This is a genomic window from Acetobacter sp. ESL1128 (genome assembly GCF_058505085.1).
In genome coordinates, this window is record NZ_CP196369.1 from 1,594,576 (window position 1) to 1,620,682 (window position 26,107).

Sequence of the window (26,107 nt, forward strand, 5' to 3'; positions counted from 1 at the left end):
CCCACCACTTACCGTGCGAAATGGAAGATCAGAAACGCAGTGCCGCCAACCACCATGCAGTACCATGCAAAAGGTGACATCGCCCAACTGTCATGCTTACGGAAATAGCGCATCAGAAAAGCCGTACTCGCCAGAGCAGTTACCCCCGACACAACCGCCGCCAACAGGGCAATATGCATCTGGGCCGGGTCAATGGGGGTATGACGCATTTTAAAGGCTTCGCGCACTGTTGCGGCAATAATAACCGGCTGAGCCATAAGGAACGAAAAACGCGCCGCGGCATCATGGTGCAGTCCGCGCAGCAGCCCCCCGCAAATGGTTGCGCCCGAGCGCGACAGACCGGGGAAAAAGGCAAAGCACTGGAAAAAACCGATAAACAGCGCATCGCGCGATGTGAGGCTGGCCAGATACCGGACATCCTTGCGGACAACACGGTTCCGCAGTTTTTCAACCACCAGCAGCAGCACCCCGTTAAGGAACAGGAATAATGCGGCAGAGGAAGCGGAGCCAAACACACTGCGCAACCAGTGCTCGAACAGACCACCGACAATAACCGCAGGCACAGTTGCCAGACAGATCAGCCACAGGATATGCAGGCTTTCCAGCTGGATACGATGCCCGAACGCCCCAAACGCCCCTTTGCCCAAGGCCAGCCAGTCCTGCCAGAAAAAAATCAGCAGGGCGACGGATGTCCCCATATGCAGCATGACCAGAAATGGCAGGAAGGTCGGGTCATGCAGATCATACGACCAATGCAGCAAAGACGGCAGGACAACAGCATGCCCAAGACTGCTGACAGGAAAAAGCTCTGTAGCGCCCTGTAGCAGCGCCATGATAAGTGCCTGAAAAAGGGACATGTAAGTTTAGCGTTCCAAACGGTCTGTTATCTGACTGCTGTCCTTGCACCATGCGCCTAAGTGCTGCAAGGATTTCGTCCTGTTTAACTTTTTGCGCAAGCACACTTTTTGATAAGGGCCTGAGCCAACCATGAGCCGACAAAACCACATAGGCGCTATTATTTGCAGCACTCTGGTTCTGGCTGCGGCAGCAGGGTTTGGCATGTACGCGATTAATACCCAGAAAACACCGGGCAAATCATCCTACGAACTTACAGCCCGCTTTGTTTCTGCCAACGGTCTGGCACGCGGGGCAGATGTGGATATTGCCGGGGTCAAGGTTGGTCGCGTGTCCAGCATTGTGCTCGACCCTGCCTCCCAGATGGCCATTGTCCGCTTCCGGCTGGATAGCGCACTCCACCTGCCAACCGACAGCACCCTGACCATTGGCAGCGGTACTCTCTCCTCCGAAAATGCGCTGATGATCGAGCCGGGAAAAGCTACAACCCTCGCCCAGTCCGGGCAGGTAATGACCCACACACTTGAACCCTCAAGCCTTGAACAGCAGGTCAGCAACTACATTTTTGGCGCGGGCAATCTGGAGCAGTAAGCCAATTGCCTCCAACCAATCAGTTTTTTCAAAAAAATCTGACAAGATGGATTGACGCCCCCCCCGGGAACAGATACATAACCGCCACCAACCAATGGCGGCGTAGCTCAGTGGTAGAGCAGGGGAATCATAATCCCTTGGTCGGAGGTTCAAATCCTTCCGCCGCTACCAAATTCCCTAAAAATCAAAGTGTTAACTTTACCTTTTGGTCAAACAGACCAAACAGGCATTGTTATACCTGTGCTTGGTATCTGCACACGGAAGCACACCTGCTCCACCCTGCTCCACATCCGTGGTCAGCAGGGCGAATGCAGGGTAGCAAAGCGCCGGATTAACCTTCGGACAGTTCGGGCTGCGGCTCGCTCGACAGGTCCTTGACCTCGGCCACAGCTTCGTTCTCGGTTTCTGCCTGATCGTCTTCCTCGTCCTCGGACGCATTGGACGTAACACGCTGCTGGCGGGCAGCCTGCCGTTCCGCACGCTCCTGCTGGCTTTGCTGCGCAGCCTGCGCCATGGCGTTGAGAATACGGAAATAATGTTCGGCATGCTGGAAATAGGCTTCAGCCGCCACGCGGTCACCGCTCCCCGTCGCATCACGGCCGAGCTGGAGATATTTTTCAAAAAGCTGCTGTGCTGTGCCTCTGACCCGTACATCGGGGCCATGACTGTCAAAAACATGATTCCGGTTCATTGGAATCTGGCCATTCAACTGCCTGGACGCTCCATTGCTCCCGTTGGAGCGATGGTGTCTGGTACGCATCCGTTTTACATTCATGGGTTTATCACAGTGCTTTCCTGTTCATGGCACTTTGCATGAAGAAACAGTCCGATACAAAAGGCATGTTCCTGAATGAAGGCCGAATTGTTTTTTCGGAATGGGCTTTTGGCGGCAATCTGTTTTTATTGCCGGAAGAAAGGCCCTTACCGCTCATCCACCGAGGCAGATCTGGCTAATCTGAATACTGCCGCAGGACTGAGCCAGATGACAATAACAACGCACAACCACAAAGCCAACCGGTTTTTTTATATTCCGGCTTATGGCAGCCCTTAACGCAGCACAACGCAGCGGGCTATTCCGGCCAGATCGGCCAGTACACGCACCACACCCAACCCATTCTGGGCGGCTATGTCCCGCAGAGCCTGCTCCTGCCCTATCCCGATTTCAAAAATACCAACCCCGCCATCACGCAGCAATAAAGGTAGTCGGGCACACAGGTCGCGGTAGGCGTCCAGGCCATCACTCCCGCCATCCAGGGCCCGCACGGGCTCATGCGCCCTTACCTCTTCCATCAGCCCGTCAAGGTCTGGTGTGGGAATGTAGGGCGGGTTGCTGAACACAACATCAAACCGGGTCTGGGGGGCCAGCGCATCCCCCCACCGCGCTGCCATAACCAGCGCACGATCAGCCATATTGCAACGCCGGGCATTGGCATGGGCCAGACTGGCAGCAGCCGGATTAACATCCACCCCAATACCCCAAGCCTGCCGGTACTCTGCCAGAGCCGCTAACAGAATGCAGCCAGACCCCGTCCCCAAGTCCAGAAACGACAAAGGCGCATTGCGGTCCGGGTGAGCGTCCAGCAGGGCGGTAATCAGGGTTTCTGTGTCCCCCCTTGGCACAAGGGACGCTGGAGAGACTGCCAGATCAAGGCTCCAGAACCCTTTGCTACCCGTAATATAGGCAAACGGCTCGTGCTTTGCCCGGCGGGTAACCCAGCCCAAAAACGGTTCGGTAGCCACCTCTTCACGCGGGGAAAGACCCAACAGCGCCTCGGGCGTTATGCCCAGAGCATGCTGCAAGAGCAGACGCGCTTCCCGCCGGGGGTTTTCCACCCCCGCGTCACGCAAAAGTTGCGCACCACTGGCCAGCAGGTCGTGTAGAGACTGGTGGTGTGAGGTTTTTTCTGCTTTGCTCGAACACGTCATTTCAACAAATCACCCGACCCAATATCCATGTCTGCTTCACGCTTTTCATTCACTCTCCCGACCGCTGTGCTGCTGAGCGCCATAAGCCTGCTGGCTGTGGCGGCGCCCTTACGCCCGGCTCTGGCTGGCGAGTTTACGGTAACGGATGGAAAAGCTGACATGGAAATTTCCGAAGTCTCACGCATTTATCTGGACGGCAAGCTCGTATCCGAGTTCCGGCTTGATGATGCCACGCGGCACAAAACTGTGCGCATCCCTACCCCACTGGGCCGTGTGGACCACACCTATACGTTGTGCGGGGAAATTACCATTCGCACCGCGGATGGCCGGACAGAAACGCACGAAGTGAGCAGTAACGGTATTTTGCACAATCCCGATGGCCACCACTTTTATGCTTTTGGTTCATACGGATTTAAGGATTTTTTTCTACTAGACCCACAGGCTCCGCAGGTGGCAGAGCGGCTCCCCGGTCGGGGCGAAGTCTGCTCCGCCCCGATTAGCTGAAAACGCTAGAACCCCGCATCCGCCAGAAGAGCCGCCTGCTCTTCCTGCGCAAGCGCATCCACAAACTCATCCAGTTCGCCCAGCATAACGCGATCAATTTTATACAGGGTCAGGTTGATCCGGTGGTCCGTAACCCGCCCTTGCGGAAAGTTATACGTGCGTATCCGCTCGGACCGATCCCCCGTACCAACCTGAGAGCGCCGGTCCGCCGCACGATTGGCATGAGCCTGCTCCCGCTCGCGCTCGTACAGGCGGGCCCGCAGGATCTTCATCGCTTTGGCACGGTTCTTGTGCTGGCTTTTTTCCTCCTGCATGGACACAACAATGTTGGTCGGCAGATGGGTAATCCGCACCGCACTTTCAGTTTTGTTAACGTGCTGCCCACCGGCCCCTGACGCCCGAAAAACGTCTATGCGCAATTCGCTTTCGTTAATGGTTACATCCACCTCTTCCGCCTCTGGCAGAACAGCCACCGTAACCGTGGATGTGTGAATACGCCCCTGCGCTTCTGTTGCGGGAACGCGCTGCACCCTGTGCACACCGGATTCGTATTTAAGCCGCGCAAAAACACTTTTGCCGTTAATTTCGGCAATGCCGCAGCGCAGGCCGCCGAGTTCGCTCTCGTCATAATCCATAACGGTAAAGCGCCACCCCTTGAGGTCCGCATACCGCCGGTACAGATCAAACAATTCAGCCGCAAACAGAGCTGCTTCATCCCCACCAGCGGCGGGGCGCACTTCCAGAATGGCGCTGCGCTCGTCTGCTACGTCCTTGGGGAGCAGTGCCAGCCGCACTTCGCGCTGCAACCTTGGCAACTGCTCACGCAGTTCTGCCAGTTCTTCCCCCGCCAGTTCCTGCATTTCCGGGTCGGCCATAAGGGCCTCTGCCTGAGCAATACCCTTTTCTGTTGCACGCAGGCCGTTAATGCAGCTTACAACCGGCTCAATTTCCGCATATTCGCGCGATGCCTGAGTAAAGGCATCCCCACTCAGGCCACTCGCCAGAAGCGCTTCCAGTTCAAGCGCGCGACTGGCAATCCGGTCCAGCCGTTCATCAAGATTCATTACGCAAAAATGCTCCGCGCATCAGAGAGAAGCGCCTGTGTCGCCACTTCGTTTTCCTGCCCGGTTTCCATGCTTTTGACACGAAACACACCGCGGGCCAGTTCATCCTCGCCCAGAAACAGCACATGGCTTGCGTTCTGCTTGCCTGCCCGCTCCATACGCTTACGCAGCGAGCCCTTGTAGCCGATTTCGGTCCGCACGCCCTGCTGGCGCAATGCCTGCAAAATCTGGCACACGGCTTTTTCATCCGGCGAGCCTACCGGAATCAGCACCACGGAACGCGGGGCCAAGGGAGCCTCTTCAAGCAGCATGGCAAGGCGTTCCACCCCGGCGGCCCAGCCAATGGCGGGCACTTCCGGCCCCCCCATCTGCTTGACCAGACCATCATACCGCCCACCGGCCAGCACCGTACCCTGCGAGCCAAGGCGGTTGGTTACAAATTCAAACGTCGTGTGGTTGTAGTAATCCAACCCACGGACAATGGCGGGGTTAACCGTGTAGGCAATGCCAAAGAGGTCGAGCTTGTGGCGCAGTTCCTCCCAGAATGTCCGGGCCTCTGGGGTCAGAAACTCTTCCATCAAGGGCGCGTTGACCACGAGCTCACGGTCGCCCTGATCTTTGCTGTCGAGAATACGCAGCGGGTTTTTTTCAAGCCGGATGCGGCTATCTTCAGACAGTCTGGCGCTATGAGCGGAAAAATACGTTACCAGCGCCTGTCGCCATGCATCCCGGCTGGCTGCATCACCCAGCGTGTTCAACTCAAGTGTTACGTACTGGGCAACACCCAGTGCTTCAAGCACCGCATAACCCAGAGCAATAGCTTCTGCATCAGCCAGAGGTTCGGCCGCGCCCAGCAGTTCTGCACCAATCTGATGGAACTGGCGGTAACGCCCTTTTTGTGGCCGCTCATGCCGGAACATGGGCCCCGTATAAAACACCTTCTGGGGGAGTGACTGGGTGAGCGCATTGGTCACCAGCGCACGGCAGACGGCAGCCGTACCTTCTGGCCGCAGGGTCAGGCTATCCCCATCACGGTCATTGAAGGAATACATTTCCTTGGAAACCACGTCCGATGTATCGCCCAAAGAGCGGGAGAATACGCGGGTTTCTTCAAAAATGGGGGTAGACCACTCATCAAACCCGTAGAGCCCGGCAATATGGCGTGCGGTATTGACCACGCGCGCATGGCGGCGTTGCTCTTCTCCAATAAGATCGTGCGTTCCTCTTACGGGCTGAATGCTGCTCACGGCCTGTTTTTCCTGATTGGAGCGGCACCTTGCGGGCTGCTCCCTGATCTTTGTCTATTGGGCAAATAAAACCCGCCACAGCCCCGAACATGCCCGGAGCGCGTGGCGGGTGATAGGCGAACTTAGTTGGCGGACGCCATATCCGGCAGTTCAGGGGTAGCCCCTTCCTGCTTTGCGCGGGCTTCTTCTGCCTCAATGGCAGCCACGCGCTCTTCAACCAGATCAACAACATGGTTGATCATGTCATCCGCAGCAATTGTATGGTCCTGCTTACCGGCGGAATAAACCATGTGGCGGCCAGAACCGCCCCCGGTCACCCCAAGGTCGGTCATAAGGGCTTCACCCGGACCATTGACCACGCAACCGATGATGGAAAGCGTAAGCGGGGTTTTGATATGGGCCAGACGATCTTCAAGAGTCTGCACCGTTTCCACCACATTAAAGCCCTGACGTGCGCAGGACGGGCAGGAAATAATTTTAACCCCACGGTGCCGCAGGCCAAGGGATTTAAGAATATCCCACCCGACCAGCACTTCTTCTTCCGGGGCGGCAGACAGGGAAACACGCATGGTGTCGCCCACGCCAGCCCAGAGCAGGTTGCCCAGCCCGATGGAGGACTTAACCGTACCTGCGCGCTTGCTACCGGCTTCGGTAATGCCAATGTGCAGCGGGTAATCGCACGCATCTGCCAGTTGCTGGTAGGCCGCAACAGCCATGAACACGTCCGATGCCTTTACGCTGATCTTGAATTCACGGAAGTCATGATCTTCGAGAATCTTGGCGTGTTCGAGCGCGCTTTCCACCAGTGCTTCGGGGTTGGGCTCACCATACTTTTCCAGAAGGTGCTTTTCCAGCGATCCGGCATTAACGCCAATACGAATGGAACAGCCGTAATCCTTGGCAGCCTGAACCACCTCACGCACACGCTCGGCACTGCCGATATTGCCCGGGTTAATACGCAGGCAGGCAGCCCCGGCCTTGGCGGCCTCAATGGCGCGTTTGTAGTGGAAGTGAATATCGGCCACGATCGGCACGTTCACTTCCCTTACGATTTCCGCCAGTGCTGCCGTGCTATCCTCATCCGGGCAGGAAACACGAACAATATCCACCCCGGCCAGTTCGGCACGACGAATCTGCTCGATGGTCGCCTGTGCATCGCTGGTCAGGGTATTGGTCATGGTCTGGACGGAAATCGGGGCATCACCACCGACGGCTACCTTGCCGACGTGGATCTGCCGAGATTTCCGACGCTCGATATGCTGGTAAGGCCGGTAGCCGCTCATCTTGCATCCTTTTGTCGAAACGACAGTTGGGGGAGGTCTGGCCGCAGTTCGGCGCTGCGGTGTCTCCCGCTCTAGGTTTGGTGCTTTCCTGCCAAAATCAAGTCCGGTTGGCTACACATAAAGCATGGAAAGAGCCATTCAGTGCGCGCCAGCCCCATTCAACTGGCGGGCATTCAGGTCATCTGCACTTGGTTCGGCAGGCGATGGAGCCTCACGGTGCGGTGGTGGTTTGGCCACCTCAAGTGCAGGCTGGGCAACATGCCCTGCCCCATTTTCTGGTGCTACAGGCGCATCAGCCGCAGGCATTGCAACCGTGCTGGTTCTGGTAGGCACAGTTGCCCCCCCAGGTGACGGCACAACCGCAGGTGTTCCTGTGGCACTTACTCCCCCACCGGCCCGGACCTGCTGAACCACTTCCGGCGTTAAGGCAATGTGCCGCAGAACTGCACCATTCCGCCCCAATGGCGGGGTTGTCATATCCCCTTGGGCAAAAGCTACGCCGCCAGCATTGCCAACAGTCAGGCTGTACGGCCCGTTATCGACAGGAACAGTCCAGACATCACCGGGCTGCAGAATATGGTCGTACACGACCTTGCCTACCGCGTTCCTGACCTGCACCCAGCTTGGAGCCTGCGCCTTGAGCATAAGGGGCGCATCCGCACTGGCACTGGCCGTTTCTGGCACACTGGCAGCAGGCTGCTCAACCGTAGGAGGAACGGCGGGCACTTCCCCTGCAACCGGCTTATCCGGTTGTGGTGGCACCGGTGCGTCCACCACATCGGGCGCATTAACTGGTGCGGGTGCATCTGCCCCTGTGGGCACCACTGGGGTGCTCTGTGCCGGTGCAGGCTGGGCCGCCGGCAAGGGAGGAATCTGCGCCATGTTGTGATCAGGCAGGATGGAAGCCACCTGTGGCGAGGGCGCATTCTTTGCACTCTCACCGGGCATCAGGGTTGCAACGGGCGGCACGCGTTCGGGCACAGGTGGGGCATGCCCCACAAAACAGTACCACCCCACATAGCTTGCCAGAATAACGGCCAACCCAAGGGAAATGCTAACGGCAGGTGGCAGGCGGCGGTCTGGCGGCGGATCGGGAAAATCCAGATCGGGCTTGCGCGTACCCAGCCGCCCTTCCTGACGATAAAGCTTGAGCATCTGGTCGGGATTGAACCCGAGGGCTTGCCCATATGCCCGCAAAAAGCCCAGAGCATAGACCTCTGCTGGTAATACGCTGGCATTCCCATTTTCCAGCGCTTCCAGGTAAACGCTGCGAATCCGCAGCCAGGCCGCAACATCCCCGATGCTCCAGCCAAGCTGCTCGCGGCGTTTACGCAAAGCTTCGCCTACCCCCAGCGCCTCCACATCGGGAAGCGGAGGCAAAGGCGAGCCTTGCTCTTGATCAGAACCTTGGGCGTATTCAGCCATCCGCATCCATACGACGTTGTTGACGTACCAAAGCCACAGTCGCCTGTTCCACCAGATCGTCAATGATCTGCGCCACAGGCTGGACTGACGTTACCATACCAACAGACTGGCCTGCCATAACAGACCCCTGTTCAACATCGCCGTCAATAACCGCACGGCGCAGCGCACCAGCCCAGAAATGTTCAATTTCCAGCTGAGCTGCCTCACGCGTGAGTTCCCCCGACTGAAAGCGGCGGATCACATCGGCCTGATGGGTAACAAACTGCCGCCCACCTTCGTTACCAAGGGCACGTACGGGAATAACCGGAAAACGGTCATCCAGCTGCACGGACGTTACGGCATCTCGCGCGGCGGCACGCACGAATGCTTTTTTGAACTTTTCGTGAGCAATGCTTTCTTCCGCCGCGGCAAAGCGCGTACCCAACTGCCCACCCGAAGCCCCAAGCTCCAGATAAGACACCAGAGCATCCCCACGCCCCAGACCACCGGCCACAAAAACCGGAACACTCTGGATATGCGGCAGAATTTCCTGTGCCAGAACGGTCAGCGAAACAGGGCCAACATGCCCGCCTGCTTCCGCCCCTTCAATTACCAGCGCGTCCACGCCCATTTTGACCAGACGCTTGGCCAGAACCAACGCCGGAGAGAAGGCAATAACCTTTGCCCCGCCATCCTTGATGGCCTTGATGGCCGCACCGGGCGGAATGCCACCAGCCAGCACAATATGGCCAACGCCTGCATCCAGGCAGACCTGTACCAACTCGGTCAGCTGCGGGTGCATGGTTATCAGGTTTACGCCAAACGGGCGGTCGGTCAGGGCGCGGGTTGCCTGAATTTCCTCCGCCAGACGCGCAGGTTCCATAGCCCCGCAGGCAATAACGCCAAACCCGCCTGCGTTGGAAATGGCGGACACAAGATTGCGCTCGCTCACCCAGGACATGGCCCCGCCAAGAATGGCGTACTGCGTTCCCAAAAAGTCGGTCCCACGCCGCCACAACGCATCCAGCCGCTTGCGCGCGCGTTGCAGTTCGGGCTGGGTGGGGGCGTCGGTCACGGCAACCGTGTTGTTCTGCTCAGACATTATCCAGCCCATATGCGGTATGCAGGGCCCGCACGGCAAGCTCTGCGTATTCCGCCGCCACCAGCACCGAAATCTTGATTTCGCTGGTGGAAATGGCCTGAATGTTAATGGAGCGTTCCGAAAGTGTGCGGAACATGGTGCTGGCCACACCGGCATGCGAGCGCATACCCGTGCCAACAACACTGATCTTAACAATATCCGGGTCTGTTGCCAGTTCTTCGTACTGCACGGAGTCCCGAACACTTTCCAGCACATTGATCGCCTGCGGCAGGTCGCTCTTGCTGGTTGTGAAGGTCATGTTGGTGGTGCCGTCTGCGCCTGTGCTCTGCACAATCATGTCCACATTCACATGCGCTTCGCTCATGGGGCCAAAAATTGCTGCGGCAATGCCAGGGCGGTCCGGAATGCGCCGGACCGACAGCTTGGCTTCATCACGCGAGTAGGCAATGCCGGTAACCAGTTTCTTTTCCACGATTTCGTCCTCATCCACCACCAAAGACCCGGGAAGGTGCCCTTCCATAACTGCCGGACCATCTGCAAAGCTGGAAAGCACCTGCACCCGCACCCCTTCGCGCATGGCAAGCCCTACGCTGCGGGTTTGCAGCACCTTGGCACCGACTGATGCCAGCTCCAGCATTTCCTCATAGGTAATTTTATCAAGCTTGCGCGCTTTGGGCACAATACGGGGGTCGGTTGTGTAAATCCCGTCCACGTCCGTATAAATATCGCACCGGTCCGCCTTGATTGCCGCGGCAAGAGCCACGGCCGAGGTATCGGACCCGCCACGCCCAAGGGTGGAAACACGCCCGTCTGGCGCAACGCCCTGAAAGCCCGCAACAACCGGCACCATACCCTCGGCCATGCAGCCAAGCAGCTTTGTGCCATCAATTGTATCCAGACTGGCCTTGCCATGTGCCGAATCGGTCAGAATGGGAACCTGCCACCCCGCGAACGAGCGTGAAGGCACACCGAGCTTTTGCAGCGCAATGGCCAGCAGGCCGCTGGTCACCTGCTCACCCGTGGCCACGATGGAATCGTATTCCTTGGGGTCATGCAGGGGAGAGAGGGACTGGCAGAAACCGACAAGCCTGTTTGTCTCCCCCGCCATAGCGGAAACGACAACAAGAACATCACATCCTGCGTCTTTCTGTTTTTTGACGCGCTCGGCCACGGCTCGAATACGATCAAGGTCGCCGACAGACGTTCCGCCGAATTTCATGACAATCCGGGGTGCGGAACCGGACATAGCTTTATTCTCCACCAGACAAGCCGCAGAACATGCCACCAGCTCCAGTTCGACCCCAGCTTTACCAGAAAAGACGAACAGGAATGGTTGCACAGCTTTACAAGGCGCGTCACATAACCTTCCCGGCCCCCTTTCGTCCAGCGGGGAGACCAGCAGGAAAGGATTTTGTTGCATGAACGCCACCACTCCACACGCGCCCTCATCCGTCTCTGATGAAGAAATCGCACGGTTTAGCGCCCTTGCGGAGCAGTGGTGGAATCCTTCCGGCCCCATGCGCCCACTGCACGCCATGAATGCGTTGCGCATAGACTGGGCAAGCCGCCACCTGCCCCTGCGTGGCCGCACCACACGCCGCGCAAAAATTCTGGACATCGGATGTGGCGCAGGGCTTGCGAGTGAAGCCCTGGCCAAAGCAGGCTACGACGTGCTGGGGCTGGATGCCTCAGCCAACGGTATTGCCGCCGCCAAGGAGCATCTGGCCACCTGCCCGCTGCCCGAACATGCGGGGCCACTGCACTACCGCAATGGCAGTGCCGAAGACCTTGTAGCTGAAGGCTGCGAGTTTGACGCGGTTGTGGCGTTAGAAATTATCGAGCATGTCACTGATCCTGCGGCATTTATGGACATGCTGGCCCAGCTTGCAGGGCCAAAGGGCACGGTCATTGTTTCTACCATGAACCGCACCCTGCGCTCCCTTGCGGTTGGCAAGATTGGCGCCGAGTATATTCTGCGGCTGCTACCCGTAGGCACACACGAATGGCGCAAGTTCATCCAGCCTTCCGAGCTAGGCCAGTATGCCCGTGCAGCGGGCCTGCGCATGACCGCCATAGCAGGCATGGCACCCGGCCCAATGGGCTGGAAGGAAACCCGCGACCTCGGCATCAACTACATCGCGGCGTTTACAAGATACTGATTTTAAAGTTTTTTATGGTCTGGAGGCTTACAGTCACTCCAGACCAGCCTCCTATTTGACTGAATCGGGAATTTTGCACACAGGCCCCATGGCGGGGCCATTGTAGCGGGTCCATGTCTGGGTTTCGCCAAAAATAGGCAGCCCTATATAGCCACGCAGCTTGAGCACATCAGGTTGCGCCAGCCAGATTTGAGAATCATAGAGGTGCCCCGTATCGGGGTCCAGAATATGCCCGGCCCAGCGCCCTGCATTACTTTCGCCCATGGGACGAAAATCCGTTAACATCAGCAGGTTACACTCGGATTTGCCATCATGCCCACGGGGTACATCCGTACCATCGTAACGCAGGCCAACCAGATGGCCGCACAGATTTTGCCCGCAGCGATCAATTTTAAACACGCCGTCATGGTCCTGACTAAGCCAGTACCCCGTTAAGGTGGCAGCGTTCGACACCGGCGGTTCTGCGGCAGATGAAGGTACAGCGTGCGCACCAGCCAGCAAAATGGCCAGCAGGGCAGCAAACCCCATCTTGGCTTTATGCACTGCGCCGCACGTTCCGTTCTTTGTCATATCTGCCTCTCCCTCAAGCGGGCGGCGGTCTGGCTTGCCCGCCTAGCCCTCCAAGATGTGGGGGATCACCTTCTTACGCACCACCCCCATTTGTATATGGTCAGCCCAGACATTCAACTATCCGTATCCCGCACCCAGGGCACGTTTTGGAACGCAACCCCTTCTTCTTCCAGCTCTTCTCTCTGGGACTGGGACATTTCACCGTAAATCCCGCGTTCGGGGGCTTCGCCATAATGAATGCGCAAGGCTTCATCGGCAAATCGGTTGCCCATGTTTTCACAATTCTCTTCGATTGTGCGCCGTACGTCACGCAGGGCACTCAGCATGGCATCCGGCAGGCCGGGGGGCATCTGGCCTGCTGCGGGCGCCGGGGGCGCTGCCATATCTGGTGTGGGGGTGGGATCACTTTGTGGCAAACGCTCAGGCGCACGCCCCACAATGGCCGGAGCCATGGGGGCCTGATCCACGCTGGACGTGCCACATTCGGGGCAGTTTAAAAGGTTCTTCTGCCTGAGCATGGCAAATGTACTGCTGTCTTTGTACCAGCCTTCAAACACGTGGTCATGGGCGCAACGCAGACGATAGCAGATCATAGTGTATTACCCTGGCAGATACCCTTTGGTCGTTATGAATACTCAGCCTAGCCCAAGCAGGCCATTCAGCTGGCCCGTACGTTCAAGCCGCATCAGGTCATCACACCCGCCAAGGGCTTTGCCATCCACAAAGGTCTGGGGCACGGTTGTCTGCCCACCGGACAGGTTTATGGCCTCGTCCCGCTCGGGCGTGCCACGTGGGGCGTTGATCTCGGTAAACGGAATTTTTTTGCTCTCCAGCAGGGCAACTGCACGCATGCAGTAGGGGCAACCGGGCTGGGTATAGATTTTGATTTCAGGCATAGATTGTCCTTACTGGTTCCGGGTTATGGATTCAATCAGCTTTTGCCGGGCCATGTTATGGGCTTCATGCGCCTTGTCTAGCCGGGTTGGTCAATATCCACCTCCGGGCGGGCGGGCACGACCCCGGCCACCAGCAGGCTGACACTGCGCGCACCCGCCTGTAACAGGGCATTGGTGCAGGCTGTAGCAGTCGCGCCTGTTGTAAGCAGGTCATCGACCAGCACAATATCATGCCCCCGCACCCTGTGTGCACGCGTGCGACGCACACTCATGGCCTGAGCAACCTCATCCCGCCGCGCCTGACGGGAAAAAGACGCCAGAGGCACCGTGGAGCGGACACGAACCAGTGCATCGGGCAGGCAATGCAGGCCGCCCAGTTTGGCCACACCGTGCGCCAGCAACGCTGCCTGATTATAACGCCGCCTGAACAACCGCCAGCGATGCACGGGTACGGGCACCACCAGCGCATCAGCACACACAATGTCCTGCCCTATCCGCACCATCTGCTGGGCCAGAAAAGATGTGTTTTCCGTTTGATCGGCATATTTAAGCTTTAAAATCAGCTCCCTTGCCACGCTTTCGTACACAAAAGCCGCACGCGCCTGCCCCCATACGGGAGGATGCCGCTCGCATGCCGGGCACAGATCATTCACTCCCAGCATTGCGGCACTTACCTGCGGTACAGCACACGCCTTGCAAAATGGTGCAACAACAACCCGCACATGCGCAAAACAGGAGGCGCAAAGCAGGCCATGCTGCGCAACATCCGCTCCACAATGCAGGCAGGCTGGCGGGTAAAGAACCCCCAACCCCATTTGCCCAAGGGCGCGTAGTTGCGCCACAGCGCGCGCGCCTAGCATAAACACAGGTTTGTCATGGCTGGCGGCTTGGCAAAAAGTGTGGATACGCGCACATCTGCCTTTATGGATACACCCATTATTTTTGACCGCAAAGCCGTCAGGCAGCACAGGGACCGTGCGGCACGCAGGCTGGATGGCATTATGCCCGTGCTGGACATTACCGCCGACCTACTGTTCGACCGACTGGACGATATGGTGCGCAGTTTTTCCGCGGCACTGGATATGGGCGGGCGTGGTGCCATTAGCCCGCGCCTTGCTGCGCGGGGCATTGCCACTACCAGCATGGACCTCTCCCCCAGACTCGTCACCCGCTCCGGAGGAATGCGTGTTTGTGCGGATGAGGAATGGCTGCCGTTTGCCCCGCATAGCTTTGATCTGGTCATTGCCAATCTGTCTCTACACTGGGTGAACGACCTGCCCGGTGTTTTTGCCCAGATCCGGCACGTTCTGCGGCCCGATGGGCTTTTTCTGGCCAGCATGCCCATACTCCCCACATTGCGCCCCTTGCGCACGGCGCTGGAAGCGGCTGAACTGGCGGTGTGCGATGGCGTATCGCCCCGTGTATCACCTTTTCCAACGCAGCAGAGCTGTGCGCAGCTTATGCAGCGGGCCGGGTTTGCCCTTCCTGTTATTGATACCGAATGTCTGGACCTGCGCTACCGCTCGCTCAGCGCGCTTATGACCGACCTGCGTGCTGCGGGTGAGACAAATGCCCTGACCCAGCGTACACGCACCATACCACCACGCATGATGTTTGCTGCTGCCGCAGCCGAACTAGAAAAAACGGGGGCAGACAGCTTTGCCATGCCCCTGCATATGGCTGTTTTATCCGGCTGGGCACCGGCTCCAACCCAACCTGTACCCTTACAGCCCGGCCAGTTCCAGCACTCCCTGCATGATGCCCTGAACCCGCAGGAACCATCCGCTTAATCTCGCCCCCACACCTCAGCCGGGCCGAGGTTAGCCCCCGGTTACGCTCATATGCCTTTGCGGGCCGGATACAGCACCTGTCTGCCCATCCAGCAGAAAATCATGCCCTACGGGTTTGCGGGCTATGGCCTGCTGTATGGCCACTTCCAGTGCAGCATCTGTTGCCCCCTCGCGCATGAGGTGGCGCAGGTCCACCCCTTCCTCCTGCCCAAGACAGGTATAAAGCTGCCCGGTGCAGGAAAGGCGGACGCGGTTGCAGGTCGCGCAAAAATTGTGGCTCATGGGCGTAATAAAGCCCAGACGCTGCCCGGTTTGCGCCACCCGCACGTAACGCGCAGGCCCTCCGGTCTGGTAGGCCAGAGGTTCTAACGTCCACCGTTGAGACAGGCTCCGCCGTACCGCGTCGAGCGAGAGGTACTGCGCGGCACGGTCTTCCCCTGTTTCCCCCATCGGCATGGTTTCTATCAGGCAGAGGTCGGCCCCGATTTCTCCGCACCAGGCGAGCAGGGCATCAAACTCATCATCATTCACACCCGCCATGGCCACGGTGTTAATACGCACGGCCAGCCCTTCCGCACGGGCAGCGCGGATACCTTCCAGCGTTGCGGCCAGCCTGCCCCGGCGGGTCAGCCTGGCAAAACGTTGCTCGTCCAGAGAATCCAGACTGACATTCACACGCCGAACCCCAGCCTGCGCCAGAATGGGAGCGTAATGCGCCAACTGGCTGCCATTGGTGGTTAGTGTCAGCTCATCCAGCCGCCCTGCCTGTTCAGGATGGCGCAACCATGTCCCAAGTTCTTTGAAGAAAAGCCCGATGTCGCGCCGTACAAGAGGCTCCCCCCCCGTAATGCGCAGCCTGCGCACGCCATGAAGCACAAAGACCCGGCTCAGACGCAGAAGTTCCTCAAAATCCAGAACATCCGCCCGTGGCAAAAACGACATCTGTTCGGACATGCAGTACACACACCGCATGTCGCATCTGTCGGTTACAGAAAGACGGAGGTAGGAAATCCGCCTTCCGGCGGGGTCCGTTAAAGAGGACAACATAGGTACACTTTATATCAGAAACCTCTACGGCTTTAAATGCAAAAGAGCACCCCGGCGCAGCAGAAACAGCACCCTGCCCTTAAAAAACATACGGCCCGCTTTAAGCGGGCCGTATGCAGCAGGCAAGTTGAAAAAACGGAGGTTAGTGCCCCGCGTTGTTACCTGAAAAGTCAGGTTTGGAGAGGCCGGAGTGCTCAAGCTGCTCCACCAGAGCATCCTTCAGCCGTTCCAGTCCTGCGCTGTCGCGCCCTTCTGCACGGGCAACCAGCACCGCCTGCGTGTTGGATGCCCGCAGCAGCCACCAGCCATCGGTTGTGTTAACACGCACGCCATCAATTTCGGACACGTCAGCGCCAGCTTTACGCAGGCGTTCGGCAACTTCCTCAATCACCTTGAACTTGCGGTGGTCATCACAGTCAAAGCGGACTTCCGGCGTGGAAAGCGTTGCAGGCAGGGCCTCACGGAATGCGGCAAGCGATTCTGTGGACCGCGCTACAATGCCAAGCACACGCACACCGGCGTAAAGTGCATCATCAAACCCGTACCATTTATCGGCAAAGAAGATGTGCCCGGACATTTCGCCCGCCAGCGGGGAGCCGGTTTCCGCCATTTTGGACTTAATGAGCGAATGCCCCGTACGCCACATGAGCGGCTTGCCGCCAGCACGTGCGACCTCATCAAACAGCACCTGACTGGCTTTGACGTCGGCAATAATGGTTGCCCCGGAATGGCTTTTGAGCACATCCCGCGCCAGCAGGACCAGAATCTGGTCGCCCCACAAAATCTCGCCCTTATTGTCCACCAGCCCGATTCGGTCTGCATCCCCATCAAAGGCAATGCCCAGATCGGCGTGGTTGTCCTTTACCGCGGCAATAAGCTGCTCAAGGTTTTTGGCAACCGTGGGGTCCGGGTGGTGGGCAGGGAATGTGCCATCAATGGCGGCATTGAGCACAATATGCTCGCCCGGCAGGGCCGCGACCATTTTTTCCAGCACTTCGCCTGCGGAGCTGTTGCCGTTGTCCCAGACAATTTTGAGCTTACGCGTACCGCCGTCATAATCCTTTACAAGGCGTTTGACGTAGTCATCACGCACATCAATCGTGCGTACGGTGCCCTTTTCTGCCGCGACCACATTCCCCTTGGCCGACAGATCCCCGAGTTCACGGATCTGGGCACCAAAGAACGGCTTGCCCGCCAGCATCATTTTAAAGCCATTATAGTTGGGCGGGTTGTGGCTACCCGTCACCATAATGGCACCATCCGCATTAAGCGTGGCTGATGCATAATACAGCATGGGAGTAGGCCCACGCCCAACGCGGGTTACATCCAGACCACACTCCAGAGCTCCTTTTACAAGGGCTTCTTCCAGCATGGGGGAAGACAGGCGGCCATCATACCCGACCACCAGCGTTTTGCCGCCATTACGGCGGACAAGGCTGCCAAATGTGCGGCCGATGGCAAACGCATCTTCAGCGCTCAGTGTTTTGCCAACAATGCCGCGAATATCGTATTCCCGCAGGCTTGTTGCTTCAAAGTCATGCGCAAAAGACATTAGTTCTGCCCCTCATACTTCTTGAGGAATTCGCGCACGCCTTCGGCCAGTTCAGGGCGTTCGAGCGCAAAGGCGATCTGGGCTTCCAGAAAGCCGAGCTTGTTACCGCAATCGTAACGCACGCCTTCATACCGCAGGCCATTGAACGGCACGTGGCCAATGGTTTTGGCCATGGCGTCTGTCAGCTGCACTTCACCACCGGCACCTTTTTCCAGCTTGGCCAGATGCGGCATGACATCGGGGGTCAGGATATAACGCCCGATAATGGACAGGTTGGACGGCGCATCTTCGGGTTTGGGTTTTTCAACCAGCCCCTTAACTTCCACAAGGCGGCCATCATCCTTGCCAATGTCCAGAATACCGTAGCGGTTGGTATGCTCACGCGGCACTTCGGACACGGCAACCACGTTGCCCCCGGTTTCGTAATAAGCTTCGGCCAGCTGCTTCAGGCAGCCTTTCTGCGACATCACCATGTCGTCAGGCAGCAGGATGGCAAACGGATCGTTGCCAATAAAAGAGCGCGCACACCAGATGGCATGCCCAAGCCCCAGCGGCTCCTGCTGGCGCACGGCAATAAGCGAGCCAGCCTGAATGCTGCTGGGTTCCAGCGCCTCCAGACAATCAACCTTGTTGCGTTCCTTGAGCGTGCTTTCCAGCTCATAGGCGATATCGAAATAGTCGATCAGGGAATCTTTGCCGCGGCCGGTAATCAGGCAGAATTCCTCAATGCCTGCGGCGCGTGCTTCATCAATTGCGTACTGGATAAGGGGTTTGTCCACGACCGGCAGCATTTCTTTTGGCATGGCCTTGGTGGCAGGCAAAAAGCGCGTTCCCAGCCCCGCAACTGGCAGGACTGCTTTACGTAAAGGCTTGGGATTGGACACGAATATAACACCTTTAAATCAAGTTAAACCTGAGACCATCCGACCTGACCTGGCCAAAGCATGGAGGCATCCACCCCAATACCCGCCTGCGCCGGAAAAAGATCAAGGCGGCCGACAGTGCTAGCTGACATTGTGCCTTGTATCCGTGGCCGATTGCATAGTCTTTTTTACATAATCACAACCATGCTTCTACACCGCAACAGACCGCAAAAGAACGGCGTGAATATGACAACTTCCGCCTAATTTGCAGAAAAAACGCGTGCAAACGAAAAAAAACGGCTCAAGGCGTTAGCCTTTTGCCGTCCATAACATAACATTTTGTCATGAAAGAAAAATGGTGCGGTCGAGAAGACTCGAACTTCCACGAGGTTTCCCCCACAAGCACCTCAAGCTTGCGCGTCTACCATTCCGCCACGACCGCACGTGACAAACGGTATCAAAAAAGGCGATACCGTGTGCTAGGAAGCCCTATAACCGAACCATAAGCAGGCGGCAATGACCAAAGAACAAATTTTATGGGAAATAAGCAAAAAACTGGTGCCTTACCCTGCGGCCCTGAGCAGAATGGAACAGATTGCCAAAGACATAAGGGCAGGAGAGGCCGCCGAGCGCGTATGGCTGCTTGAACATCCCCCCCTGTACACATCCGGCACATCTGCCAAGGCGGAGGACCTGTTCAACCCTGCGGGATACCCCACCTACCATGCCGGCCGGGGCGGACAGTGGACCTACCACGGGCCGGGCCAACGCACGGCCTATGTCATGCTTGACCTGCAACGCGCCCATGGCAACACCCCCGCGCGCGACCTGCGGGCCTATGTGCAGGCGCTGGAAGCGTGGATTATTACCGCACTCGCCAGTTTTGGCCTACGTGGGGAAGTGCGGGAAGGCCGGGTGGGCGTGTGGGTTACCAACCCGCAGACAGGGATAGAAGAAAAAATTGCGGCCATAGGTGTCCGCGTCTCCCGCTGGGTAAGCTGGCATGGCGTAGCCATTAATCTGGCCCCTACCCTGCCTGACTTTGATGGCATTGTACCTTGCGGGATTCGGGAATACGGCGTGACCAGTTTTGAAAAACTGGGCATCAAAGCCAGCATGCAGGACCTGGACCTTGCTCTGGCAGCGGCGTGGCACACCGTATTTGGCAGCACGCCATCTGCCCTGACACCTGTTGAGGTGGCACCTAGTCCAGTCGAATTTGCGTAAGCTTGCGCTGCGCATCCAGAATACGCACGTCATACAGGCTTAAAACGCCCTGTTCGTCCCTGAACCGGAGTGTGATCAACCCCTGCGAGGGATTATCCGCTCTGGTCAGCGAAATCTGGACAAGGCCGCGCTGCTGCTGAACGTCGGAAACCATAACCGGGCCAGACAGGCGCACCGGGTTGCTCAACAACATTCCCAACGCACTATGGCCCAGCCCGATATGAGTGACCGACCCATTGGCTGCATCCGTAAACACGGCTGAACGCTCGGATGCCTTGAGTTCCATCTCATGCGGGGTGGTAAAGCGCATGTCCAGATAACCGGGGCGGTAGGTGATCAGCCCACTGCCACTGGCACCATTAGGCCATATCTGCGTAAACGGCGCATCCTGCAGGTTAACCGTGCGGAAATATGCCTCCACCCGGTTGACCGTGGCGTTTTGTGGCCCTCCCCCCACCTGCTGCGTTGCACAGGCGGCAAGCACAAGTGGCGCAAGAGCAAATAGGGAACGACGGCTGAAGACCCCCTTGCTCATACAGTTGCCTCTTCTTCTGCCGGGGTGCGCAGGGTTAGCGCCAGTGCGTGCAGGCCATCGGCCAGTTCGGGGGCCAGCAGGTCATGCACCTTGCGTGAGCGTGCAACGCGACTCATGCCTTCAAACACAGGTGAGACAATATAAAGGCGGAAGTGCGTTTCCGTCGCACCGGCATTGGGGCCGCGCGTCTGCTCCACATGGTGGGCATGGCGGTGGCTTTCGTCCTGTATGTCCAATCTGGTCGGAAAAAGCGCTGTTTCCAGCACTTTGCGCACCCGCACGGCGCGCGTGGCACCCGATATGGAGGATGATGTTGGGCCTGAAAGACTGGTCATATGGCAACTCACCTCTTGCGACCAAAGCATTTGCAACGCAAATAACGATGAATGATGAAGCGAAGGAACACCCGTCCCCGCGCGTTTGATCCTGATCCCAACGCGCCGCAGCGCTGCTGCGACATGCCGGACTGCACAAGCCCGGCAGGATACCGCGCGCCCCGCTCCCGCGATAGCCTGAACCAGTATTATTGGTTCTGTCTGGAGCATGTGCGTGAATACAATGCACGATGGGACTATTACAAAGGCATGTCTCCCGGCCAGATAGAGGCACATCTGCGGGCCGATATAAGCTGGGACCGGCCAACATGGACATTTGGCCAAGGTCCGGGCCAGAGCAAACGCACCATGCCGAACGAAGAAGATATTCTGGACCCACTGGACATACTGGGTCAGAACCGCCGCGCCCGCGCTGACCGGGCCCGCGCACAGGCCGAGCCACGGATTCCTGCCCATCTGCGCGAACCACTCGCCGTTCTGGGGCTGGACTGGCCGGTTACGCTGGCAAATGCCAAAACGCATTACCGCGCCCTTGCCCGCAAACATCACCCTGATACCAATCAGGGGGACCTTGCGGCAGAGGAACGTCTGAAAAAGATCAACGTTGCCTTTACTATTGTGAAGGCACATCTGCAGACGGAAGAACTCGAAAAAGCAGGCTGATCATGTATCCTGCTCCGGTATGCCCGCCGGTTTTGTTTTGAACCCCTTACGATCAGACGGATAATCATGACGGATTCCAGCCCCCAGACAGCAGCTCTTGATCTTCCGCCCATTTCGGCGGTTTCCGTACCGGATACGGAAGTCAGCGTCCGTGAGGTATTCGGGATCGATTCCGACCTGAAGGTTCCCGCCTTCTCCCTGCGTACCGAGCATGTCCCCCCGATTGATACGGCCTACCTGTTTGACCACGATACAACGCTGGCCATTCTGGCAGGCTTTGCCTTTAACCGTCGCGTTATGGTGCAGGGCTTCCATGGTACGGGCAAATCCTCCCATGTGGAGCAGATTGCAGCGCGCCTGAACTGGCCGTGCATCCGCATCAATCTGGACAGCCACGTTTCGCGCATAGATCTGGTGGGCAAGGATGCCATTGTGGTCAAGGATGGCCAGCAGGTCACCGAGTTTCAGGAAGGGCTGCTGCCATGGTGTCTGCAACGCCCCTGCGCACTGGTGTTTGATGAATACGATGCCGGGCGGCCGGATGTCATGTTCGTTATCCAGCGTATTCTGGAAGTCGAGGGCAAGCTGACCCTGCTTGACCAGAACCGCGTCATTACCCCCAACCCGTGGTTCCGCCTGTTTGCCACGGCCAACACTGTGGGGCTGGGCGATACTACTGGCCTGTACCATGGCACCCAGCAGATCAATCAGGGGCAGATGGACCGCTGGAACATTGTGACCTCGCTCAACTACCTGCCCCATGCGCAGGAAGTCGGCATTGTCTGCTCCCGTCTGGGCATTGCGGCGGACGACAAGGCCGAGCGTGAAAAAATTGGCAATATGGTGGCTCTGGCCGGGCTGACGCGCGCAGGATTCATGGCGGGGGATCTGTCCACTGTTATGTCCCCCCGTTCGGTTATCGCGTGGGCAGAAAATGACCTTATTTTCAAGGATCTGGCCTTTGCCTTCCGCGTAACATTCCTCAACAAGTGTGACGAGGCCGAGCGCGGCATGGTGGCAGAATATTACCAGCGTTGTTTTAACAGCAGCCCCCTGCCCAAGCGCCCTGCCTGACAGAAATAATCTACACAGACAGGGGGCGTTATGGCTGATCAGGCAAACAACACGGGCAACCCGTCCATCCGCCTCTCCCGCGAGGAGGCGGAAAAACGGGCCGATGCCTTTAAACAGGCAACCGAGGCAACGCTACGCGCCCTCGGCGGGCGGAAGGAGACCAATGTCTCCTTCCATAGCGGCAACATGCCCATGGCTCCGATCAGTCTGGGGGAGAAAATTCGCCTCTCCTCCCCCTCCCTCAACCTGAATGAGGAAGAAGCACAGCGCCTGCGTGGTGCGGCAGACGCACAGGCGCTGCGGCTGAAACACCACGATTTTGACCTACATGCCGCACGCCGACCGGCAGACACCATTGCCCGCGAAGTGTATGACGCACTGGAGCAGGCCCGTGTGGAAGCCGTAGGGGCCCGCCACATGAAAGGCGTTGCCGCCAACCTGCGCCACAGGCTGGAGCAGGAAATCCGCGCTGCTGGTCTGGATCATATGACCGATGCCGCCCAGCTTTCCCCCGTTGTGGGGCTGGAACTGCTGGCGCGTGAAAAGCTGACAGGCGAACCCCTGCCCGAATCAGCCCGTGCCATTATGGAGCAGTGGAAGCAGAGCCTGCCGGAAGACGCACTGGCCGCACTGGATACGCTGGCCGCTGACCAGGATAGCCAGAAAGCCTACTCCCGCGCGGCCCGCAAACTGCTGGCCGCCTGCGCACTAACCGATGACGACTCCCTCTCTGATCAGGAGGAAGAGGACGAAAATTCGGGCAATGCGCCAGACACCAACGAGGATGAAAGCGAACAGCCCCCCCCCGAGCAGGAGGACGAAACCTCCGGCGTGGCACCGGATATGTCCGATGCGGTGTCCGAACCCCAGCTTATGGCGGGCAGTGCGGATGCAGCCGACAATACCCCAGAGGTAGAGCAGGAGTCCGGCTCTGCCGAAGGCACGGGGGATGCCGCAGGACCGGGCAACCGTAAAGAGATAGAACCGGGCCAGACCGCCAAAGGCTACCACGCCTACACCACCAGTTTTGATGAAGAAATTCTGGCCGAAAACCTGTGCGACCCCGAGGAACTCTCCCGCCTGCGGCACCAGCTTGACCTGCAATTAGCCACGCTGCACGGGGTTGTCTCCCGTCTGGCCAACCGGCTCCAGCGCCGTCTTATGGCGCAACAGACCCGCTCCTGGTCGTTTGATCTGGAAGAGGGTATGCTGGATGCAGGCAGGCTGTCGCGCATTGTAGTCAATCCGCGCCTGTCCCTCTCCTACAAGCAGGAAAAAGATACGGAGTTCCGCGATACAGTGGTCACGCTGCTGATCGACAATTCCGGCTCCATGCGCGGTCGCCCCATTTCCGTTGCCGCATCCTGCGGGGATATTCTGGCACGCACACTTGAACGCTGCGGTGTGAAAGTGGAAATTCTGGGCTTTACCACCCGTGCATGGAAAGGCGGGCAAAGCCGCGAACTCTGGGTACAGAACAACAAGCCCGAAAACCCCGGCCGCCTGAACGATCTGCGCCACATTGTTTACAAGGGTGCGGACACACCGTGGCGGCGCGCACGCACCAATCTGGGCCTGATGCTGCGTGAAGGGCTGCTGAAGGAAAACATAGACGGCGAGGCCCTGCTCTGGGCATGGCGGCGTATTAAAAGCCGCCCCGAGGCCCGCAAGATTCTTATGGTGATCTCGGACGGCGCTCCGGTGGATGACAGCACACTGTCCGTCAACCCGGCCTCTTATCTCGAGGACCACCTGCGCGAGGTGATCAGCATGATTGAAAACCGCAGCCCGGTGGAGCTAAGCGCCATAGGTATTGGCCATGACGTAACCCGTTATTACCAGCGGGCCGTTACCATTACCGATGCGGAGGAACTGGGCGGAACCATGCTCCAGTCCCTTTCCGCCCTGTTTGATGAAAAGCGGATGCGCAAGCGGGCTTAAGCCTGCGGCGTATCCGCCAGTTCTTTCATCATCTTCGCATGCGCCAGACGCACTTCCGTAAAGGAGTGTACGGCGTCAAGCAGAATAGCAATGTCTGCCTTGGTCGTGCGGTGGTTAACCAGTGCCACACGAATAGCCAGCACACCCCCGATCCGGGTGGTGGATGGCGCAACTACGCCGCTCAGTTGCAGGTCCTTGACCAGTTCTCCATTCAAACGGTCAAGGTCCTCCACATCAGGTGCCGCCACACGGAAACACACAACATTCAGCGTTACAGGTGCCAGCAGTTGCAACTGGGCCGTGGCCTGCACCTGCCGTGCCAGTTCCTGCGCCAGTGCACAGGACTGGGTTACTACCTGCCCCAGCTTTTGGGTGCCAAACCCTGCCAGCGCAAACCAGACCTTGAGTGCCCGAAACCCGCGTGAGAGATCCGGCCCCAGATCACAAAACCATGGGGCACCTGCAGCAAGCCCCCTATCCTCGCGTGAGAGATATGCGAGGGATTGCGCAAAAGCCGCCGCCTGCCTGCCCGGCTCGCGCACCAGCACGCAGCCTGCATCGTATGGAACCTGTGCCCATTTATGAAAATCAAAGGCCAGACTATCGGCCCGTTCCAGACCAGCAAGCAAAGGGGCCAGGTCAGGTGCAAGCTTTGCCAGCGCACCAAAAGCCCCATCCACATGGAACCAGAGCCCCTCCCGCGCAGCCAGATCGGCCAGTGCATTCAGCGGGTCAATGCTGCCCGTATCCACCGTTCCTGCCGTACCAACAACCAGAAACGGCTCAAGCCCGGCAGCCCTGTCCTGCGCAATCATGCGCTCAAGGGCTGCCATATCCATACGGAATGCGCTGTCCATTGGCACACGGCGCAAGGCCTGCTCGCCCAGCCCTGCCATATCAAACGCACGGGCTACGCAACCATGTGCGCTCTCGCCCGCATAACCCACCAGCCTGCGGCCACCAACACCCTGCTGCCGCAGGTCCTGCCCTCCGCTCACATTGCGAGTGGCAGTCAGGATGGCAATAAAGTTGGCCATGGAGGAGCCGGTTACCAGCAGCCCCGTGGCTTCGGGGGAAAAACCGAACATTTCCGCGGCCCAGCGGATAACCATCCGCTCGACTTCTACAGGTGCATGGTCACGCCCGCCCAGATTGGCGTTTAGCCCTGCGGCCAGCATATCCGCCAGCATACCCTGTGCGGTGCCCCCCCCATGCACCCAGCCCATAAAGCGTGGGTGCCGGTTGCCCACGGCATAGGGCTGCACGGTTTGTGTGAACTGCTGGTACAGTGCCCCCAGTTCCTGCCCACTGGCAGGGAGCGGGGCATCCCTGAACCCCTCGCGCACAGAAGCAGGCATAGGTTGCCAGACGGGGCCTTGCGAGACATGGCGGATATTTTCCAGCATATCATCCAGCATCTGGTGCCCCTGAGCTTTCAGTTCTTCCCAGTCTTCAGGATCCAGACCCGCCACAACCTTG

General features: G+C 58.3%; 28 protein-coding genes and 2 tRNA genes. 10 read left to right on the forward strand and 20 right to left on the reverse strand.

The features are described 5' to 3' along the window. Positions 1-8 precede the first annotated feature (8 nt). Entirely contained in the window at positions 9-857 is an 849-nt protein-coding gene (locus ACSYTG_RS07400; RefSeq protein WP_086645906.1) for an undecaprenyl-diphosphate phosphatase, read from the reverse strand. Between the two features lie 130 nt (positions 858-987). On the opposite strand from ACSYTG_RS07400, the gene ACSYTG_RS07405 reads away from it, so the two are divergent. Continuing rightward, entirely contained in the window at positions 988-1,446 is a 459-nt protein-coding gene (locus tag ACSYTG_RS07405) for an MlaD family protein (protein ID WP_095348883.1), read from the forward strand. Between the two features lie 96 nt (positions 1,447-1,542). Next, positions 1,543-1,617 (forward strand) — tRNA-Met (locus ACSYTG_RS07410). 160 nt (positions 1,618-1,777) lie between these two features. Here ACSYTG_RS07410 and ACSYTG_RS07415 read toward each other — a convergent pair. Beyond that, positions 1,778-2,221 (reverse strand): DUF4167 domain-containing protein, encoded by a 444-nt coding sequence (locus ACSYTG_RS07415; RefSeq protein WP_165924949.1) that lies wholly within the window; start codon positions 2,219-2,221, stop codon positions 1,778-1,780. Positions 2,222-2,259: 38 nt separating this feature from the next. Here ACSYTG_RS07415 and ACSYTG_RS07420 point away from each other — a divergent pair, with 38 nt between their 5' ends. Continuing rightward, positions 2,260-2,400: a hypothetical protein gene (locus ACSYTG_RS07420; protein ID WP_165924879.1), complete on the forward strand. Its 141-nt coding sequence runs from the start codon at positions 2,260-2,262 to the stop codon at positions 2,398-2,400. 93 nt (positions 2,401-2,493) lie between these two features. Here ACSYTG_RS07420 and prmC read toward each other — a convergent pair whose 3' ends face one another. Then, on the reverse strand, positions 2,494-3,372 hold the full coding sequence (prmC, locus tag ACSYTG_RS07425; RefSeq protein ID WP_489782840.1) for a peptide chain release factor N(5)-glutamine methyltransferase: 879 nt from the start codon (positions 3,370-3,372) through the stop codon (positions 2,494-2,496). 159 nt (positions 3,373-3,531) lie between these two features. On the opposite strand from prmC, the gene ACSYTG_RS07430 reads away from it, so the two are divergent. Continuing rightward, positions 3,532-3,876: a hypothetical protein gene (locus tag ACSYTG_RS07430; RefSeq protein ID WP_373321578.1), complete on the forward strand. Its 345-nt coding sequence runs from the start codon at positions 3,532-3,534 to the stop codon at positions 3,874-3,876. Between the two features lie 5 nt (positions 3,877-3,881). Here the strand turns inward: ACSYTG_RS07430 and prfA are convergent, their stop codons facing one another. The 6 genes from prfA to ACSYTG_RS07460 all read right to left on the reverse strand — a co-directional run bounded on the left by prfA (position 3,882) and on the right by ACSYTG_RS07460 (position 11,222). After that, on the reverse strand, positions 3,882-4,940 hold the full coding sequence (gene prfA / locus ACSYTG_RS07435) for a peptide chain release factor 1 (RefSeq protein WP_165924952.1): 1,059 nt from the start codon (positions 4,938-4,940) through the stop codon (positions 3,882-3,884). Continuing rightward, positions 4,940-6,187 (reverse strand): histidine--tRNA ligase, encoded by a 1,248-nt coding sequence (hisS, locus tag ACSYTG_RS07440; RefSeq protein WP_095348886.1) that lies wholly within the window; start codon positions 6,185-6,187, stop codon positions 4,940-4,942. Before hisS ends, prfA begins: the two co-directional genes overlap by 1 nt. Before the next feature lie 122 nt (positions 6,188-6,309). Continuing rightward, positions 6,310-7,470: a flavodoxin-dependent (E)-4-hydroxy-3-methylbut-2-enyl-diphosphate synthase gene (gene ispG, locus ACSYTG_RS07445; protein WP_086645898.1), complete on the reverse strand. Its 1,161-nt coding sequence runs from the start codon at positions 7,468-7,470 to the stop codon at positions 6,310-6,312. A 138-nt stretch (positions 7,471-7,608) separates the two neighbouring features. Beyond that, positions 7,609-8,850 (reverse strand): helix-turn-helix domain-containing protein, encoded by a 1,242-nt coding sequence (locus ACSYTG_RS07450; RefSeq protein ID WP_489782841.1) that lies wholly within the window; start codon positions 8,848-8,850, stop codon positions 7,609-7,611. A 37-nt stretch (positions 8,851-8,887) separates the two neighbouring features. Next, a complete protein-coding gene (locus tag ACSYTG_RS07455; RefSeq protein WP_095348888.1) occupies positions 8,888-9,976 on the reverse strand; it encodes an NAD(P)H-dependent flavin oxidoreductase in 1,089 nt (362 codons plus the stop codon). After that, a complete protein-coding gene (locus ACSYTG_RS07460; protein WP_086645896.1) occupies positions 9,969-11,222 on the reverse strand; it encodes an aspartate kinase in 1,254 nt (417 codons plus the stop codon). The genes ACSYTG_RS07455 and ACSYTG_RS07460 overlap by 8 nt, the downstream gene beginning before the upstream one ends. A 172-nt stretch (positions 11,223-11,394) precedes the next feature. Here ACSYTG_RS07460 and ubiG point away from each other — a divergent pair, with 172 nt between their 5' ends. After that, a complete protein-coding gene (ubiG, locus tag ACSYTG_RS07465; protein WP_415423775.1) occupies positions 11,395-12,135 on the forward strand; it encodes a bifunctional 2-polyprenyl-6-hydroxyphenol methylase/3-demethylubiquinol 3-O-methyltransferase UbiG in 741 nt (246 codons plus the stop codon). A gap of 51 nt (positions 12,136-12,186) precedes the next feature. Here the strand turns inward: ubiG and ACSYTG_RS07470 are convergent, their stop codons facing one another. The 4 genes from ACSYTG_RS07470 to ACSYTG_RS07485 form a co-directional block, all read right to left on the reverse strand. After that, the gene (locus ACSYTG_RS07470) at positions 12,187-12,705 is read right to left on the reverse strand and encodes a DUF2147 domain-containing protein (protein WP_489782842.1); all 519 of its coding nucleotides are present in this window, start codon (positions 12,703-12,705) and stop codon (positions 12,187-12,189) included. Between the two features lie 113 nt (positions 12,706-12,818). Further along, a complete protein-coding gene (locus tag ACSYTG_RS07475; RefSeq protein ID WP_354856409.1) occupies positions 12,819-13,298 on the reverse strand; it encodes a DUF1178 family protein in 480 nt (159 codons plus the stop codon). A gap of 42 nt (positions 13,299-13,340) precedes the next feature. Further along, entirely contained in the window at positions 13,341-13,601 is a 261-nt protein-coding gene (gene grxC, locus ACSYTG_RS07480; RefSeq protein ID WP_086645892.1) for a glutaredoxin 3, read from the reverse strand. 77 nt (positions 13,602-13,678) lie between these two features. Further along, positions 13,679-14,461, reverse strand: a complete 783-nt coding sequence (locus ACSYTG_RS07485) for a double zinc ribbon domain-containing protein (RefSeq protein ID WP_489782843.1) — start codon at positions 14,459-14,461, stop codon at positions 13,679-13,681. 63 nt (positions 14,462-14,524) lie between these two features. Here ACSYTG_RS07485 and ACSYTG_RS07490 point away from each other — a divergent pair, with 63 nt between their 5' ends. Then, positions 14,525-15,391: a methyltransferase domain-containing protein gene (locus tag ACSYTG_RS07490; RefSeq protein WP_489782968.1), complete on the forward strand. Its 867-nt coding sequence runs from the start codon at positions 14,525-14,527 to the stop codon at positions 15,389-15,391. 30 nt (positions 15,392-15,421) lie between these two features. On the opposite strand, the gene moaA is transcribed toward ACSYTG_RS07490, so the two are convergent. From moaA to ACSYTG_RS07510, 4 genes are all read right to left on the reverse strand, one after another. Continuing rightward, the gene (gene moaA / locus ACSYTG_RS07495; protein WP_415436669.1) at positions 15,422-16,438 is read right to left on the reverse strand and encodes a GTP 3',8-cyclase MoaA; all 1,017 of its coding nucleotides are present in this window, start codon (positions 16,436-16,438) and stop codon (positions 15,422-15,424) included. Between the two features lie 142 nt (positions 16,439-16,580). Continuing rightward, positions 16,581-17,990: a phosphoglucomutase/phosphomannomutase PgmG gene (pgmG, locus tag ACSYTG_RS07500; protein ID WP_354856402.1), complete on the reverse strand. Its 1,410-nt coding sequence runs from the start codon at positions 17,988-17,990 to the stop codon at positions 16,581-16,583. Then, a complete protein-coding gene (gene galU, locus ACSYTG_RS07505) occupies positions 17,990-18,874 on the reverse strand; it encodes a UTP--glucose-1-phosphate uridylyltransferase GalU (RefSeq protein WP_086645888.1) in 885 nt (294 codons plus the stop codon). Before galU ends, pgmG begins: the two co-directional genes overlap by 1 nt. Positions 18,875-19,209: 335 nt before the next feature. Then, positions 19,210-19,295: transfer RNA gene (locus tag ACSYTG_RS07510), tRNA-Leu, on the reverse strand. A 74-nt stretch (positions 19,296-19,369) separates the two neighbouring features. Here ACSYTG_RS07510 and lipB point away from each other — a divergent pair. Next, positions 19,370-20,080, forward strand: coding sequence for a lipoyl(octanoyl) transferase LipB (lipB, locus tag ACSYTG_RS07515; RefSeq protein WP_489782844.1), 711 nt, complete (start codon positions 19,370-19,372; stop codon positions 20,078-20,080). Here the strand turns inward: lipB and ACSYTG_RS07520 are convergent. Together ACSYTG_RS07520 and ACSYTG_RS07525 are read right to left on the reverse strand one after the other, a co-directional pair. Continuing rightward, positions 20,058-20,615 (reverse strand): LolA family protein, encoded by a 558-nt coding sequence (locus tag ACSYTG_RS07520; RefSeq protein ID WP_489782845.1) that lies wholly within the window; start codon positions 20,613-20,615, stop codon positions 20,058-20,060. The genes lipB and ACSYTG_RS07520 overlap by 23 nt on opposite strands. Further along, positions 20,612-20,950 carry a BolA family protein gene (locus ACSYTG_RS07525; protein WP_086645885.1) on the reverse strand — a complete coding sequence of 113 codons (339 nt, stop codon included), beginning with the start codon at positions 20,948-20,950 and terminating at the stop codon, positions 20,612-20,614. The genes ACSYTG_RS07520 and ACSYTG_RS07525 overlap by 4 nt, the downstream gene beginning before the upstream one ends. A 51-nt stretch (positions 20,951-21,001) precedes the next feature. Here ACSYTG_RS07525 and ACSYTG_RS07530 point away from each other — a divergent pair, with 51 nt between their 5' ends. From ACSYTG_RS07530 to cobT, 3 genes are all read left to right on the forward strand, one after another. Next, positions 21,002-21,613, forward strand: coding sequence for a J domain-containing protein (locus ACSYTG_RS07530; RefSeq protein WP_086645884.1), 612 nt, complete (start codon positions 21,002-21,004; stop codon positions 21,611-21,613). Positions 21,614-21,679: 66 nt separating this feature from the next. Beyond that, positions 21,680-22,687, forward strand: coding sequence for an AAA family ATPase (locus ACSYTG_RS07535; RefSeq protein WP_086645883.1), 1,008 nt, complete (start codon positions 21,680-21,682; stop codon positions 22,685-22,687). 30 nt (positions 22,688-22,717) lie between these two features. Then, positions 22,718-24,628 (forward strand): cobaltochelatase subunit CobT, encoded by a 1,911-nt coding sequence (gene cobT, locus ACSYTG_RS07540; RefSeq protein ID WP_489782846.1) that lies wholly within the window; start codon positions 22,718-22,720, stop codon positions 24,626-24,628. Here cobT and ACSYTG_RS07545 read toward each other — a convergent pair. Next, positions 24,625-26,100: a pyridoxal phosphate-dependent decarboxylase family protein gene (locus tag ACSYTG_RS07545; protein WP_489782847.1), complete on the reverse strand. Its 1,476-nt coding sequence runs from the start codon at positions 26,098-26,100 to the stop codon at positions 24,625-24,627. The two genes, cobT and ACSYTG_RS07545, sit on opposite strands and share 4 nt — an antisense overlap. Positions 26,101-26,107 lie beyond the last annotated feature (7 nt).

Excerpts from the sequence above, each read along its gene's own strand:
- ACSYTG_RS07400 (WP_086645906.1), bottom strand. The coding sequence starts at position 857 with ATGTCCCTTTTTCAGGCACTTATCATGGCGCTGCTACAGGGCGCTACA.
- ACSYTG_RS07405 (WP_095348883.1), top strand. The coding sequence starts at position 988 with ATGAGCCGACAAAACCACATAGGCGCTATTATTTGCAGCACTCTGGTT.
- ACSYTG_RS07415 (WP_165924949.1), bottom strand. The coding sequence starts at position 2,221 with ATGAATGTAAAACGGATGCGTACCAGACACCATCGCTCCAACGGGAGC.
- ACSYTG_RS07420 (WP_165924879.1), top strand. The coding sequence starts at position 2,260 with ATGAAGAAACAGTCCGATACAAAAGGCATGTTCCTGAATGAAGGCCGA.
- prmC (WP_489782840.1), bottom strand. The coding sequence starts at position 3,372 with ATGACGTGTTCGAGCAAAGCAGAAAAAACCTCACACCACCAGTCTCTA.
- ACSYTG_RS07430 (WP_373321578.1), top strand. The coding sequence starts at position 3,532 with ATGGAAATTTCCGAAGTCTCACGCATTTATCTGGACGGCAAGCTCGTA.
- prfA (WP_165924952.1), bottom strand. The coding sequence starts at position 4,940 with ATGAATCTTGATGAACGGCTGGACCGGATTGCCAGTCGCGCGCTTGAA.
- ispG (WP_086645898.1), bottom strand. The coding sequence starts at position 7,470 with ATGAGCGGCTACCGGCCTTACCAGCATATCGAGCGTCGGAAATCTCGG.
- ACSYTG_RS07455 (WP_095348888.1), bottom strand. The coding sequence starts at position 9,976 with ATGTCTGAGCAGAACAACACGGTTGCCGTGACCGACGCCCCCACCCAG.
- ACSYTG_RS07460 (WP_086645896.1), bottom strand. The coding sequence starts at position 11,222 with ATGTCCGGTTCCGCACCCCGGATTGTCATGAAATTCGGCGGAACGTCT.
- ubiG (WP_415423775.1), top strand. The coding sequence starts at position 11,395 with ATGAACGCCACCACTCCACACGCGCCCTCATCCGTCTCTGATGAAGAA.
- ACSYTG_RS07470 (WP_489782842.1), bottom strand. The coding sequence starts at position 12,705 with ATGACAAAGAACGGAACGTGCGGCGCAGTGCATAAAGCCAAGATGGGG.
- ACSYTG_RS07475 (WP_354856409.1), bottom strand. The coding sequence starts at position 13,298 with ATGATCTGCTATCGTCTGCGTTGCGCCCATGACCACGTGTTTGAAGGC.
- grxC (WP_086645892.1), bottom strand. The coding sequence starts at position 13,601 with ATGCCTGAAATCAAAATCTATACCCAGCCCGGTTGCCCCTACTGCATG.
- ACSYTG_RS07485 (WP_489782843.1), bottom strand. The coding sequence starts at position 14,461 with ATGCTAGGCGCGCGCGCTGTGGCGCAACTACGCGCCCTTGGGCAAATG.
- ACSYTG_RS07490 (WP_489782968.1), top strand. The coding sequence starts at position 14,525 with ATGGATACACCCATTATTTTTGACCGCAAAGCCGTCAGGCAGCACAGG.
- moaA (WP_415436669.1), bottom strand. The coding sequence starts at position 16,438 with ATGTTGTCCTCTTTAACGGACCCCGCCGGAAGGCGGATTTCCTACCTC.
- pgmG (WP_354856402.1), bottom strand. The coding sequence starts at position 17,990 with ATGTCTTTTGCGCATGACTTTGAAGCAACAAGCCTGCGGGAATACGAT.
- lipB (WP_489782844.1), top strand. The coding sequence starts at position 19,370 with ATGACCAAAGAACAAATTTTATGGGAAATAAGCAAAAAACTGGTGCCT.
- ACSYTG_RS07520 (WP_489782845.1), bottom strand. The coding sequence starts at position 20,615 with ATGAGCAAGGGGGTCTTCAGCCGTCGTTCCCTATTTGCTCTTGCGCCA.
- ACSYTG_RS07525 (WP_086645885.1), bottom strand. The coding sequence starts at position 20,950 with ATGACCAGTCTTTCAGGCCCAACATCATCCTCCATATCGGGTGCCACG.
- ACSYTG_RS07530 (WP_086645884.1), top strand. The coding sequence starts at position 21,002 with ATGATGAAGCGAAGGAACACCCGTCCCCGCGCGTTTGATCCTGATCCC.
- ACSYTG_RS07535 (WP_086645883.1), top strand. The coding sequence starts at position 21,680 with ATGACGGATTCCAGCCCCCAGACAGCAGCTCTTGATCTTCCGCCCATT.
- cobT (WP_489782846.1), top strand. The coding sequence starts at position 22,718 with ATGGCTGATCAGGCAAACAACACGGGCAACCCGTCCATCCGCCTCTCC.